At 61.1% G+C, this 14,713-nt stretch carries 8 protein-coding genes; 4 read left to right on the top strand and 4 right to left on the bottom strand.

The window, feature by feature from the left end:
• Nucleotides 1–4: 4 nt before the first annotated feature.
• Both C7S18_RS01485 and C7S18_RS01480 read left to right on the top strand, forming a co-directional pair.
• Nucleotides 5–2,416, top strand: coding sequence for a tetratricopeptide repeat protein (locus tag C7S18_RS01485; protein ID WP_106889877.1), 2,412 nt, complete (start codon nt 5–7; stop codon nt 2,414–2,416).
• A gap of 371 nt (nt 2,417–2,787) precedes the next feature.
• Nucleotides 2,788–3,498: a pseudouridine synthase gene (locus C7S18_RS01480; RefSeq protein ID WP_106893874.1), complete on the top strand. Its 711-nt coding sequence runs from the start codon at nt 2,788–2,790 to the stop codon at nt 3,496–3,498.
• Nucleotides 3,499–3,520: 22 nt separating this feature from the next.
• Here C7S18_RS01480 and C7S18_RS01475 read toward each other — a convergent pair whose 3' ends face one another.
• The 4 genes from C7S18_RS01475 to C7S18_RS01460 form a co-directional block, all read right to left on the bottom strand.
• Complete coding sequence (locus C7S18_RS01475) at nt 3,521–5,068, bottom strand: FG-GAP repeat domain-containing protein (RefSeq protein WP_106889876.1); 1,548 nt, start codon at nt 5,066–5,068, stop codon at nt 3,521–3,523.
• A gap of 153 nt (nt 5,069–5,221) precedes the next feature.
• On the bottom strand, nt 5,222–5,872 hold the full coding sequence (locus C7S18_RS01470; RefSeq protein WP_106889875.1) for a hypothetical protein: 651 nt from the start codon (nt 5,870–5,872) through the stop codon (nt 5,222–5,224).
• A 3-nt stretch (nt 5,873–5,875) separates the two neighbouring features.
• Nucleotides 5,876–7,132, bottom strand: coding sequence for a hypothetical protein (locus C7S18_RS01465; RefSeq protein WP_146151708.1), 1,257 nt, complete (start codon nt 7,130–7,132; stop codon nt 5,876–5,878).
• Between the two features lie 10 nt (nt 7,133–7,142).
• Nucleotides 7,143–8,456, bottom strand: coding sequence for a hypothetical protein (locus C7S18_RS01460; RefSeq protein ID WP_146151707.1), 1,314 nt, complete (start codon nt 8,454–8,456; stop codon nt 7,143–7,145).
• A gap of 319 nt (nt 8,457–8,775) precedes the next feature.
• On the opposite strand from C7S18_RS01460, the gene C7S18_RS25080 reads away from it, so the two are divergent.
• Both C7S18_RS25080 and C7S18_RS01450 read left to right on the top strand, forming a co-directional pair.
• Nucleotides 8,776–10,569 (top strand): S8 family serine peptidase, encoded by a 1,794-nt coding sequence (locus tag C7S18_RS25080; RefSeq protein ID WP_276309422.1) that lies wholly within the window; start codon nt 8,776–8,778, stop codon nt 10,567–10,569.
• Between the two features lie 890 nt (nt 10,570–11,459).
• Complete coding sequence (locus C7S18_RS01450) at nt 11,460–14,561, top strand: diguanylate cyclase domain-containing protein (protein ID WP_170113049.1); 3,102 nt, start codon at nt 11,460–11,462, stop codon at nt 14,559–14,561.
• Nucleotides 14,562–14,713 lie beyond the last annotated feature (152 nt).

Here is a 14,713-nt window from a genome sequence, read left to right as displayed (position 1 = left end):
ACACATGATCACGAACGTCTGGAACTTGCGGTCGAAACTCCCTGTGTGCGGATTGATGCTTTGTGGTTGCCTGATGGTGACGGGCGCCCGTGGCGAAGCGCCAGACACGGCCGACAGCCAGACTCGTTCTGGCAGCCCACTGGAAGCGCTCACCGCCGCTGCTGATCAAGACCCGACACGAGCGGATTTTCCGGCGATCTGGAACGCCACGGTCCGCCGCTACAAGGTCCGAGACGTCACCGAGGTGAAGCGACTCCTAGCTGAATGGGACGAGCCGGCTGAGGACCCCAATTTGGGCTCGGTGTGCAAGGACCAGCTCGACCGATTGGAGTCGGCGCGACAGCAATTCTTCTTCAGTTTGGCGCTGCAGAAACGGTCACTCCAGTGCGCCGAGCAAAACGGTGATGAGCCGCGTGCTAGCGCGCGCGAGGCCTTGATTGCAGCGCTGTTGAAGCACTTACTGCAAGAGGGAGCCGGTCAAAGCTGGCAACAGCCTTTGGCGCTGACGGTGTACCAGGACGCCGATGCCCTGGCTGATCTCGCCGGTCTCGAAATACTGAGCCGACGCTATGACACTCGCGACAATGGCGAGATGCGTTTGCTGCTCCGCGTGCGCGCGCCCGGGCAGCGCGAGACGTCCTGGTACTTCGATCCGCTTCTGCTGCCAATATCGATCGCGCGCGCGCAAAACCGAACGATCGCTGAGTACCCAGGTTTTGCCTTGCATCACATCGCAAGACTCCAGGCTGAGCAGCTGGGTCTGCGCGATCCGGCCGGTCTGGTGACGTATGCCCAGTCGATGCAGCCAAAATCTCTGGACGAGGCCCGCGAGGCGTTGGAAGTCTGGCAGACGATTCGATCGATCAGCCCGGCCGATGGGGGGGTTGGGATCACGGAACTCTGTCTCTCGTTTGTCGGACTTGAATGTATTGGGGCAGCCGTTGACGGTCTATTGGATCTGGCGCCTAAAGCCAATAGCGACGTGCTCGCAACGCTGGCGGCCCTCACCCACCGCGGTGCGGGCGTCAAGCGGGACAAGAAGGCCGCCAGGACGTTCCTCGACAAGGCCAAGCAAGCAGGTGTGCTGACTGACGTGCTCCGTCAATATGCGCACACCCTGGCCATCAATACGCTTTGGCAGATCAGCGCAAGTGGCGACGTCAGCCTCGTGACCAGCCAGTCCGGGCTGCGCCGGGACGCGATGTTGGCGTTGGAAGATGCTGCGCTTGCGGGCGACCCGAAGTCAGCAATGATCATCGCGATGGTGAGCACGAAGAATCAATCGATCGGCGCCCATTCCAAAGCGCTTCAGGTTCTGGAGCGCGCCAGTGCGAGCGGCGATCCAGAGCTTCTGCTGCTCTTGGCCCTTGGCACCAACCGTTTTCCGGGAAGCGAGTCGGATTTCCTGACCCGCTTCAAAGTGGGCATGTTGCGAGCCCTTGATGCCGGCGCTGGCGCCGCGGGCACAGCGTTGTATGGCCTCGCCAGCGCACCAAGGCTGGAAGTGAGGCTGGACCATCCCCCCATGCACTATCTGCGCAAAGGCGCGCAGCTTGGCGACCCTTCGTCAATCAGGACCTTACTCGAACAGTCGCCCGCTATCGAAACGGACGAAGTCATCAACTGGCTGTACTCGTTGCTCATGGCTTCCGATGAAAAGGCCCTGCCGGAGCTCTTGACCGTATTGCGCCATGCCAAGCAGGCAGATCCCGTGGTGATCGGCGACGTCAGACTGGTCGCCACAGCTTTGCAGAAAGCAGGTGATGCCAAGATCACTGAGGAATTGCGCTGGTTCCGTCTGCGCTGGTCCAAAGATGCGAAGGTTCGCGACGCCGCACTAGCCGAGCTCTTGGAGCATCACTCGAAACAACCCAGTTTCTGGTACGACCTTGGCCGACAGTTTGAGTTCGGCTCAAGTCGCCTACCGACGGATTTCGCGACCGCTGCGCGCTACTACGAGATGGGTGCAAAGGCAGGCTCTGCCGATGCCATGACGTTCTATGCCTACGCCCTGCGCTATGGCCGGGGTGTCGATCGCGATTTGCCAGCGGCATTGCGCTGGCTCGAACAGGCCGCTGAAGCGGGCGGAATGGAAGCCATCAACAACCTCGCGTGGATGCGCTGCACGATAGCCGACAACACGATTCGCGATGGCGAGGCCGGACTCAAAGTGATTCAGCGCGTCAAAGCCGACGATCGAGAGCCGGGTCATTGGGACACGGAAGCAGCTTGCCTCGCTGCGCTGGAGCGTTTTGATGAAGCAGTCAGCGCGCAGCAACGTGCCGTTGACTCATGTGCCGAGGCCGCGCGCCAAGATGGCAGCTGCCGTTACTCGAAGCGTTTGGTGCAGTACCAGCATCGCGAAGCGGTAAGGATCGCCGAGACCGACAATGAACTCGGCACAGAATCCAAATAGCGTGGTGCCATTTCAAGAGAAGATCCGGGCAAGACGATTCTTGGGGAGGATGAGAATAAGTCCATCATGGACTTTCAGACCCTCCCCAAACGCGAATTGTCTGAACTGATGTGCGAGCCGGCAAAAGATTCGGATGCAGACAAGGACCCGACCGGGTGTTGACACCCCATCAGCGGGTGCGCATCGTGGACAGCGCACGCCGACTAAGCAACGAGGCGCGCGTGTTTTGACAGCCTGCTAGACTTGGCAGCGGCACGCGTGTTGATCAAGGCAAATTGGTCACGTGCAGTGATGCATCGTGCGCCAGCCTTTGCCAACAGTTTATCGGGATGCAGTCCTCGCACGTCGCCCCGCTCCGGATCGAATACCGCATGCGCATTAGCAAATACATTGCCGACACCGGCTATTGTTCTCGCCGAGAAGCCGACAAACTGCTGTCGGAACGCCGCGTCACGGTTAATGGCACTCCGGCGAGCGTCGGCACCTTGTTCAACGAGGGCGACGATGTCCGCGTCGACGGCCAAACGCTGCAAGTTCGGGCAAAAAAGGCCGGGCGCAAGCATGTCTATATTGCCTACAACAAGCCTGTTGGCGTGACGTGCACGACCGAATCTGCCATCAAGGGCAACATCGTTGATGCGATCGGGCACGAGCGTCGCATTTTCCCGATTGGTCGTTTGGACAAGGACTCGGAAGGGTTGATCCTGTTGACCAGCAACGGCGACATCGTCAATGAGATTCTGCGTTACGAGAACGGGCACGAAAAGGAATATCTGGTGGGCGTCAATCACGAGATCTCGCCTGAGTTTCTGACCGGCATGGCGCGCGGCGTGATTGTGCACGACCAGATGACCAAACCCTGCCGGACCAGTCGGCTGAACAAGTTCGCGTTTAGAATCATTCTGAAGCAGGGTTTGAACCGACAGATCCGCCTGATGGCGGCGGCGTTCGGCTATCGCGTCAAACAGCTGGTGCGCGTGCGCATTGACAACATCAAGCTTGGTCATCTGAAGCTTGGGCAATGGCGCAATTTGACCGACGTTGAGCTGAAGGGCCTGATTCCGGGCCGCACGGAATGGTGAAGCGCTGAGCAGTTGTTCCCGATCAACGGCCGTCGGTCGCCAGCTTCAGTACCTGAATGCCGCCCTCACCGGTGCAGTCCTTGCCGGTACGGATCATGGGCGGATCGCCGGCGACATTGGCGATCAACTCGTCGCGACCGTCGGCATCCAGATCGGCCGCGTGCAAGCCAAATCCGGCGCAGCCCAGACGCCACTCCGGTACCGGAATCGGCGCGTGACGTACCCAGGTGGCCTTGTCCCGATGTGACCAGATTTCGATCTGGCCCGCTGCGTTGATGGCAGCCAACTGCAAGTGGTCGGTCCCGACATTCAGGAAGTGCAGATCGCGGATCGCCAGACTGACCGGGATCCGAATCAAGGTCTGCCGCTGCCAATCGCGGCCAGTTCGCGTCATGAGCTCAACGTCCAACCACCAGGACTTTGGCGAACGTGACTGGTAGGCCAACGCGATCCGGTCGGCACCGTTTTTTCCCGCCGTGACCGCCATCGCCGTCAATTGGCTGCTCGGCAGCAAATGGTTGACGACATGCTCGGTCCAGCGCTTGCCATGGCGTTCACTGATCACCATCTGTCCAGCATCGACCGTTCCCGCGCTCAGCAACAGCACTGAGCGCGCGGCATCCTGCGCCATGACACGGGCGGTGTGCAGCGCCGGTACCGTGGGCAACGCTTGCCAGTGGTCCCCGAGATTGCTGAAGACCACCGCGCCATCACGATAGGGACTCTTGGGATCCTGCCCCAGACGCTCATTCAACACCACCAAATCGGGCATTCGATCCTGATTCCAATCCACGAACGCAATCTGGCGGGACGACAACGCTGGCGATTGGCCAGCGGTGGGCACCGGAAGGCCCTGACTGTGCTCCGTGAATGTGCCTGCACCGTCCCCCAGAAACGCGCGAATACCGAGAATGTGCATGCCCACCGCCACGTCGGCATGGCCATCGCCATTGATATCGGCGCTGGCAGCGGCGCCATAATCAAACCTTGAAGTGGGAAACCGCCTATTGTCCCACCGTTGCCAATGACCGTCTGCTTGGCCCAGAAACACTTCTGGCGCCATGTTGAAGGACTTGCGTATTGGTGGCACGAGCAAGTCCAGATGCTGATCACCATTCAGGTCAACCACATCCAAGTGATCACGCCACTGCCCCGTCGTCGGTAGCCCTTGGCTCAGGTCCGTTACGGTGAGGGCCGATTCGACCGCCGGATCAACCGGCGTCGGTTCGACCAACTCCGGTGGCGGCACGGCTGGCACCGGCGCATACTGGCGAACGTAGAAGGCATCGTCGGTCTCGCGCTCAATGTCGAACGTCCCGCCCGGATACCAACGCAGACGACCATCGGCAGTCATCTGGTACGTATCGGGGCGCTTTTCCAGGCGCTCCAGGCGGTATTCGCGTCCGTCTTCAGCGATCCAGGTCCGATTCGGATCGTCCAGTTCCTGGCGGTTGGGCTGGCTCGCTGTACAAGCACTGAGGAGTAGCGCGAGACCAAGCAGTCCGGGATAGATGCATCTATTCATCACGACACGCTCGGGCAATTCCTGAAACGAGTTGGGCGCGACCATCGGCCGCGCCCAGTTCAAGGTGAATCGGTTGCACGTGGTTGCGGCCTGATTGAAGGCTAGACCACTGGGCAGTTGGCAGTTAGCCAGACGCTGGGCCAACGCCCGGACGAACCGCCAAATGGCGCGTCGGCCAGCGCATTGGCCCAGATTGGCTCAGCGACGCAGTCGGAACAGGGCCACCATGGCCGTCAGCGCGAGCAGCATGCCGAGCATCAGCTTGCTGAAATCGGAGCTCGCTGGCACTTCCTGCGGGTTGCACACGACATCGACCGACCAATCGTTGAGCAAACCACTGTTGCCATTAGCCAAATCGGTTACGGTGAGGCTCCAGGTTCCTGCAATGGTGCCTGCGGTCGGTGCGATCGGCTGGACTGGCCCGGCCACGCCGCTAAGCGACGGCACCACCGAACCATTGCACACTGGCAAGGGCGCACCATCGGAAAACGCGACGAGCACGTCGTCGCCCGAGCAGGTTGCTGGCGGCGATGCCCCGAGCAGGCCACTGAGCAGGGTTGCCGTCGCGGCGTTCGGGCCAGTAACAACCAGCTGCAGATCACCGATCCAGCTGTGCGTGGCGTCAACGTTGATCTCCACGTGGTTGATCCCGCGGGCGCAACTTGCCGCCGGTACGTTGATCGTGGAGGTCAAACCAAGTTGCGGGCCATCCGGAATCTGGAACGTGCAATTGGTGCCACCGGAGGCCACGCAACTGGTTTCCTGGGCGGAAGACGTTGCCGTCGTGAACAACAGGGCCAAGCCGATCAATGCGGCCGGAAACAGGCTGTGAGAAGAATGTCTGTTCATGGCTCAGAAGCTCGCGATGATGTAGTTGTCATTGCTGGGTTGGCTCGCATTGACAAGCTGCGATGCCGCGGTCTGACCGCTGTAGCTGTTGCCGGACCGATGCCGGACCGACAAATAGTGCTGCTGCCTGAACGAGATGGTGGGATCACCGACGCTCGACACGAGATTCAGGAACAGGTGGCCACCCGCACTCGGGAAGAACGAGCTCACCGACTTGGTTTGCGCAGCATAGGGGAATGCTGGCGAACCCGAGAAGATGGTGAAGTCCTCCTGTTCGTCAAAGCCGACAAACTCACGCTGACCCAGCGGATACGGGCCGGGCAGGCTTGCGCCGCAGGCAAACGGGCTGACCGCAGCACCTGGGTCGCGCCACACCACCATTTCCGTGCTCAAGCCAGACGTATTGAAGTAGCGTGCCTGCGACATGCCGAACAGGGGCTCGCGATTGTCCGCGCCCGTGAACGCCACAAAGCGACCGTAGAACGTGTTGTCACCTGCGCCATTGGTCAAAGGGTCAACACCATTCGCCTCAATATGCACAGCGGGCTCAGCGCTCGACTGATTCTGGCTGCGATCCATATACGTGACTTGCGCCGTCAGCGCGTTCTGGTTCGTCGCCGTGCCGCCACCGCCAGCCAAGAAGTAGCCGACATCCCCAGGCAACTGGGATTGGCAGGCACTCACGGTATCGATCGTGATATAGCCTCGGGCAATGCCATCGCCGTAGGCCACACCACCGCAGCTACCACCGAACGTCGTCGAGCTTTGGCCGGTGTGAGCGTTCCTAAGGGCCGTTAGCGTGGCTGCCGGCAGCGGGGTCGCATAGGGCAGCGTGCTGTTGCAGCTCGCAAAATTGATGTCCTGCGAAAACGGGCCTTGCGGCGAAATGAGGTCAACTGGGTCCTGACCATCAGTCGCTGTGATCGGCACCACGCCCTTGAACAGCATGCGGAGGTCGATCGGCGTCGTGGCGTAACCGGTCTGATAGATGTTGAAGCGGAAGGTCGGAATGCCGAGATCCGTCCACAGGGTGACATTCAACAGCATGGCAGACGCCGAGGTGTTGGTGACCTGCACGGAGGTCTGACGGCCGTTGTTGTTGTTCAGATCGACCTCGAAGTACGGCACCAGAATGGTGGCCGCCGGCACCACGTCGACCGTGCCGATGACCGCACGAGCCGGACTGGAGACTAGCGCCGCGCCCGCAATCAGACACGTGCCCAAGAGGCCTTTCAGCAAGGATTGAATCATTGTGCTCATGCTGGGTTCCTCAGTTTCCGAGAGTGAAATGCGACGAGTCGCCGGCCGAATCCAGTTGGACGGCCATGCTGCTGGTCGTGGCCCGGCTGGTGTCTTCCAAGGTACGAACAACCGTGATGTAGGACTGGGCTGCGGCCGGGTCCTCGGTCGGGACCGTCACGCCCCCGAGCGTCGTATTGAGATTCATGAACGTCCAACCCTGCTTGGCGGCCGCTGGCGCACCGAGTGCCGCGGCCGTCATCGGCGTGACCTGAGTGGCTCGGCCGACACCCGGCGTGGTCGAAATGGTCGGCTCGCTATCCGGCGTCAAGAATACGATCTGCTCCTGCCCCAGCGGCGCGTAGCTTGGCGTGCTATTGCAGGCAAAGGCGGCCGGCGCGGCTTTGACATCGCGCCAGACCAAGACCTTGCCGCTGTGATTGTCACCCTGCACGCCCCAAGTGCTGGCCAGGGCTTCGCGGCGGTCGGAGGCGTCCGAGCCGATCAGGCGCGAGTAGAAGGTGTATTGACCTGACACATTGACGGAGGCATCAGTGGTGCTTCCCTCAACCGCAACGCCGTTATCAATGGTCATCTGGTTGGTGCTGCGATCAATCAACATGTATTCGGCCACCTGCGTGTTCTGGAGGCTGGCGACGGAGGTGGAGAAGTATCCAGGTGTCGCGGGCGTGTCGGTCGTGCATTGGGTCGTGGTGTCGATCGTCAGATAGCCGCGTGCCACGTTGTCGCCATTGTTGAAGCCCACACATTGGCCTGGATAAGCAACGGTTGAGGCAAGGCCCGTCAACATGGCCCGAAGATCGTTCACGGTGGCTGCCGAGACGCCTGCCGGGGGCAAAAACGAGCTGCAGCTGGCGAAGTTGATGTCCTGCGACACGTTGCCGTGATTCGAGATCGTGTCGCTCGGGTCTTGGCCGGCTGAGGCCGTTCGTGGCAGGGTGCCGTTGAGGATGTCACGCATATCGAACACCTGCGTGTCATAGCCGGTCAGATAGACATTGAAGTTGAACACGGGCACGCCAGCGTCGGACCAGAGCACGACGTTGTGCAAGGTCGCGGTGGCCGAGGTATTGCTCAGGCTCACCTGGGTCGTGCGGCCATTGGTATTGACCAGATCCACCTCAAAGTACGGAATCAGGATGGTCGTAGCCGGCACTTGATCGACTGTGCCGATGGCGGCTTCTGCCGAGCTGGTCAAGGACAAATGGCCAATCAGGCCAAAAGTCAGCGCTGCGGCCACATGAGCGATTCGGCGCCAAATAGCGGTCTTCGTCCCGGTGAATCGGCCCCGGTGTCCTGCTCTTTGTTCCATTTCAATATGCATTGCCTTATTCCCCGTGGATCACAGCGGAACTGTCGCAGAACTTGGCAACAGGTTTCAAGTGCGATCTGCGGTCAATCGCAACGCTGAGAGACGCTTTCCACCCCGGCGCCCGGGTCAATTTTGAGAAATCTTTGAGAAATTGAAACATGCGTGTCATCGGGCCGCCATGGACGATCGCGGTCCACCCTGTGAGGACGGGGTGATCGATCACACAACGGGGAGGGAGGCTGGCGCCGCAAAGGCCCGGACTGACCTCAGCACAGAACGACCCATCCGGCACAGATCGGCCAGGTCGTCATACACATCGGGAGAAGCTGAGATGTCGAATCAGAGGTATCGGAAGAGCACCCTGGCTGCCGCGTTGGCCGCTTGCGGCCTGGTAGTCAGCTCGGGCGTCATGGCCCAGGCCAAGGTCTACATGGATGGCTTGCAGGATCAAAGTCAGCATGAGCGTTTCATCATCAAGTATCGGGACGGCTCAAAATCAGCTCGCAACGAGCAGAGCCTGCAGGCTGCACTGAATCAGGCCAGTCGGGGGATGTTGGCAAAATCGGCCGCACCGGCATTTTCCTTGAAAAAGAGCCGCCGTCTCGCGACCGGCGCCGAGCTGATCAGCGCCAGCCGCGGCCTGGACACGATGGATGCGCAGAATCTGATGGTGGAGCTGGCCAAGAATGGCGATGTCGAATACGTCGAAATCGACCGCCTGATGGGCATTGCCCTCACCCCGAACGACACGCGCTATGCCGAGCAGTGGCATTACAAGACGTCGGCCGTCGGCGCGAACGTTGCTTCCGCCTGGGACAAGAACACGGGCGCGGGCGTGGTCGTCGCGGTGGTCGACAGCGGCAAGCTCAGCCATTCGGACTTGAACGCCAATCTGCTCGCGGGCTATGACTTTGTTGCATCCACCACCACCGGCAACGGCGGCAGTGGCGACGGCAACGGGCGGGACAGCGATCCGACCGATGCCGCCAACGTCAAGCATGGCAACCATGTCGCCGGCACGATCGCCGCGGTCACGAACAACAGCGCCGGGGTTGCCGGTGTGGCCTTCAGTGCGAAAGTCGTGCCGATCCGCGTGTTGGGCAATGGCGGCTATGGCGCCACCTCGGACATTGCTGACGGCATCATCTGGGCGTCTGGCGGCACCGTCTCAGGCGTTCCGGCCAATGCGAATCCTGCTGAGGTCATCAACCTCTCGCTCGGCGGTGCCGGTTCCTGCAGCGCGACGTACCAAAATGCCGTAACGACGGCGACCAACAATGGGTCGATCGTGGTGGTGGCATCCGGCAACAGCAACATGAATGTCTCGGGCTTCACGCCGGCAAACTGCACCAACGCAATTGCGGTAGCGGCCAGCGATCTCAACGGCAACCGCGCTTGGTATTCGAACTACGGCACGGGCATCCACATCACCGCACCAGGCGGCGAAACCTGCTCGCCCAGCGTCGAGTTCCTCGCACTTGGGGAGTCGACCACCGGTAAGTGCACGCAGAACCACGCGAGCAATGGCGTGTTGTCGACGACGACTTCGGGGACCTACGAGTTTTATCAGGGCACCTCGATGGCGTCGCCGCATGTCGCGGGCATCGTGGCGCTGATTCAATCGGTATCGGCGACACCGAAGACCGTCGCGCAGATCAAGACGCTGCTGTCGAGCACGGCCCGCCCGATCACGTCGGCCAAATGCCCAGGCGGATGCGGACCAGGTCTGATCGATGCGAACGCGGCCGTGACCGCAGCACAAGGCGGCGGCGGTGGCGGCAGCACGCAAACCTACACGAATGGCACCGACGTCAACATCACCGACAACAGCACGGTCAACAGCACGATCGTCGTCAGTGGTCGGAGCGGCAATGCCTCGGCGACGAGTTCGGTCGCGGTGGACATCCGCCATACGTACCAAGGCGACCTCGTGGTCGACCTGATTGCGCCGGATGGCACGGTCTACAACCTGCATAACCGCACCGGTGCCAGTACCGACAACATCATCACCACCTACAGTCGCAACCTGTCGAGTGAGGTGCTGAATGGCACGTGGACCTTGCGCGTCAAGGACCAAGGGGCTGGTGACGTCGGCTATATCAACAGCTTCAGCCTGACGTTCTGATCGACTGGGCAATGGCCACATCGTGGCCGCAAGTCGGGTCGGTCTATTGCAAACCGACCCGACCACCGAATTGCTTTAGGAGGCCGTGTGAGAGCGGCCTGATATCGCAAATGAACGCCGCCAGCGCTGGAACCCGCACCAGGCAGCTCCAAGTCGTGTCCCGCGATGCCAGGATGGCAGACGGGTGTGACGAACCTGGCGGCAAGATTCAATGGGCAGCACGGAGGTCGCCGCTTGGTTTCCCAACCGAGTGCGACCTCGACGGCCGGAGCGAGTACTTCGTGACGGCCGGCCTTTCAGACGAACCACCGTCGATGCGGCAAACACGGCATGGTTCCCTGAACGCGCTAACGCCCGGCAACCTGCGCCCCCGCACAGGCCTGCCCTTTCAGACCCGCCCAAACGGGCGGGTTTTTCTTCAGAATCGGCCCGCAACCGGACGTGCCGGCACGCCGCTTCCCAGATTATGTGACGACGACTTGGACGGTCGCAGCAACGGAGCGACCACGGCCGCCTTCACCGAATCTGGCGCCCCGGAACGGCAGCAAAAACGCATCGCTGCAATTTCCAACCGTTATCGCACAGATAGCACCGGGCGCATCGGGCGATCGTCCCGACCATGACAACGGCAGCTTGACGGAATCACCTAGTCGGCACCATCACATTCCATTCACCAACCAATCTAACCCCACTGCCCGGTTTCGACGCATTGCACCAAGGATTTTTGTGTACGCTCGGGACTTGGCTTGACGGCCCCCAAGCAGTCTGCCGGCTCTTGTTGCGACAAGACCCACGCAGTTGCCGGGCGCCGAAGACCGTTGCGCGGGCAGCACGAACGTGTCCCGCGACGACGGAGCGTGCCGCGCCAGCGGCAGCAAATGGGGAGAACGATGGGCAAAGAAGCGCAGGCAATGCCGAGCGAGCACAGTAAAAACATACGACGTGTCCGGATCGGTGACATCGAGATCGACTGGCATTTGCGGATCGTACGGACCGATACCGGACAATCCGAGTTGACCCCGCGCGTCTTTGAACTGCTGGCGGCATTCATTCAAGGTCCGGATCGGCTGTGGACCCGCGACGAACTCTTTCGGACCATCTGGCCTGGCTTGATTGTCGAGGATGCCAATCTGACGCAATCGGTGTGGATGCTGAGGCGCGCGCTCGGCTCGCACGCCATGATCCGCACGGTGGCACGCAAGGGCTATCTGTTCGCGCCATCCGCACCGATCGAGGTCGAATTCGAAGGCCAGCCTGCGGCGACGGCGAGCCGGACCGACGTCGCCAAGGCCACGCGAACCGAACAAAGCCCGGAGCTGGTCGGCAAGGACCTGATCGATTGCGACAATCTGCTGGAACTATCGATTGCGTTGGCACGCCACCTGCACCCGCTGGGACTGGAAGCGGCACGCTTGCTGATCGACTGTCCGCAGCACGGGCTGCAGGTCCGGATTCCGATCGAACTGTCACAGCTCGCCGCTGATGAGCGGGCGCTGCTCGAAACCGCCGAACAGTTGCAGACGCCCCACAGCCTGCCGATCAGCGCCGAACTCAGCAAATATGCGCATGTCTGCAGCCGGACCGAACTGGCGCGGTTTTCGGTCATCGGGGTTCATGCACCCGCGGCCAACCTCGCACCAGCGCGCCGCATGGGCGTGGCCGCCGCCATGCGCGCACACTCGCTCCTCGCTCAGCAGCAACTGCAGCACGAGGTCGAAAATCTGACCTATTCGGCGCAATTGCAGCGGGCGTTGTTTGACATTGCCGAGGCGTCCAGCCGAGCGCAGACCGCGCGCGATTTTTTCGCGGCCGTCCATGCGATCGTCGGCGAATTTCTGGATGCCCGAAATTTCTACGTGGCGCTGCTGAGCGATGACAGCCGCACGCTGCAGTTTCCCTACTACGTCGATGAGTACGATTCCGGCATTACCGAGCGGCCTTATGGGCATGGCATGTCCGAACTCGTCATGGATATGGGCGAACCGCTCATTGCCGACGCCAGTTTCACGCAGCAATTGCATCACTCGGGGAAGGCGCAGGTGATTGGCACGCGCAGCGACTGCTGGCTCGGAGCGCCACTGCTCGTGAAGGGCAAGGCGATTGGCGTGGTGGCCGTGCAGACTTATGAGTCCGGTCAACGCTATCGCCCGGAAGATCGCGACGTGCTGGGCTTTGTGGCCGTTCACATTGCGAATGCGATGGAGCGCCGTCAGGTTCGCGATGAATTGGAGCGCAAGGTCGCCGTGCGCACCACCGAACTTCGCCAGGAAGTGGTCGAGCGCCAGCGCGGCGAAAAACTGCAGCAGGCCTTGTACCGAATCGCGGACTTGGCCAGTTCGGGTGACCGCGCACAATCGTTCTACCAGCGCCTGCACGAAGTCGTCGGCAGCCTGATGTACGCGGAGAATTTTTACATCGCCCGCTACGACATCGAGCGCAATGTGCTGCGCATGCTGTACTTCACCGATACCCGCGATTCCGAGAACGACTGGGTGGATCGGGAAGTCCGCGGCGCCGATGCGCCGAATAGCGTCACGTTCAATATGCTGAAACTCGGCGCGCCCGTGCGGGGCAGTTCGCCTGAGATTTTGTCGATGCTGAACATCCGCGCTGATCAGGTGTTTGGCACCCTCCCGGAGCACTGGCTTGGTGTGCCGATGATGGATCGCGGCATCGTTCGCGGCGCGGTGGTGGTGCAGAGCTACGACCCCGGCATTCATTACAGCGAAGACGATCAGGCGTTGCTGGTGTTTGTCGCGCAGCACATCTGGACTGCACTGGAACGGCGCGAGGCACACGCGCGCTTGGAGCTGTCGGTCGAGGAACGCACGCGCGCGCTGCGTCAGGAAATTGTCGAACGCCAACGTAGCGAACGGATGCAACGTGCGCTGTTCGAGATTGCCGAAGTGTCGATGGCGCGGTGCAACTTGGAGGAATTCTATCGACGCCTGCACGCCATCATTGGCGAGCTGATCGACGCCCGCAACTTCTATGTTGCCATGATCAACGAGACGGCGACCCTGGTCGATTTTCCGTATTGCGTGGACGAACAGGACGGCCATTTGCCGCAACGCCCCTTTGGTCGCGGTCTGACCGAATTCGTGTACCGCACCCGAAAGCCGTTGCTGGCCACCCAAAAGGACATTCTGCATCTGGCCGAACGGGATCTCGCAATCAGTACCGGCACGCTCGCCGCCTGCTGGCTGGGTGTTCCGTTGCTGGTGGAGGATCGCGTCGTGGGCGTGCTCACGGTACAGACGTATCGCGAGACCGAGTCGTACACCGCGCACGATCTGGAGCTCTTGAGCTTTGTGGCCATCCACGTGACCAATGCGCTGGAGCGCCGCCAGCGCTATACAGAGTTGGAGCGCCGCGTTGATGAGCGCACGCGCGAGTTGGCCGATGCGAATCGCGAACTCGTGGAGCAGATTGCCATTCGCCGCCGCATCGAACTGGAACTTCGGCGTGAGACGATGCATGACCCGCTGACCGGGCTCGCGAATCGCAACAACTTGCTCGGCAAACTTGGCCAGTTGCTGGGCCAGAGCCATGCGCTGCGTGGCGCGCCGTTTGCGTTGCTGCTGCTCGATCTCGATGGCTTCAAGGCGGTCAACGACGCAGTCGGACACTTGCTTGGCGATGAATTGCTGAAAGAGATCTCGTTGCGCGTCGCGAACACCTTGCGCGTGCCGGGTTTGGTTGCACGCATGGGTGGCGATGAATTTGCTCTGGTGGTCGACCGCACCGAGTCTGAAGCGCAATTGCAGGACATTGCGCGCACGTTGCTTGCGGGCATCAACCTGCCCATTCGCATGGCCGCCCGTGAGTGGCGGCTGACCGCCAGCGTCGGCATTGCGATTGCCCAAGGCAGTTATCGCAATCCCGAGGACGTATTGCGCGATGCTGATCTCGCGATGTATCGCGCCAAGGATGCGGGCCGCAATCAGGCGGTGCTGTTCACGGAAGGCATGCGGCAATCGGATCTCGCGTAAGGAGGGTCTGAATCAGTCCATCCCGGACTTTCAGACTCGCACAGAGTCCGGCACGTGTCCGGACTCTGTGCCCCAGAACCAAGCACTTGCGTGCTTGATTCTGGGCGGACCATCCATGGCCGGCATTGCCTCTGAACTTGTTCAGAGGCGCC

The organism is Ahniella affigens, from assembly GCF_003015185.1.
Lineage (GTDB): Bacteria > Pseudomonadota > Gammaproteobacteria > Xanthomonadales > Ahniellaceae > Ahniella > Ahniella affigens.
Note: the sequence above shows the minus strand (reverse complement) of the source record. Positions and strands in the feature narration are given on the sequence as shown.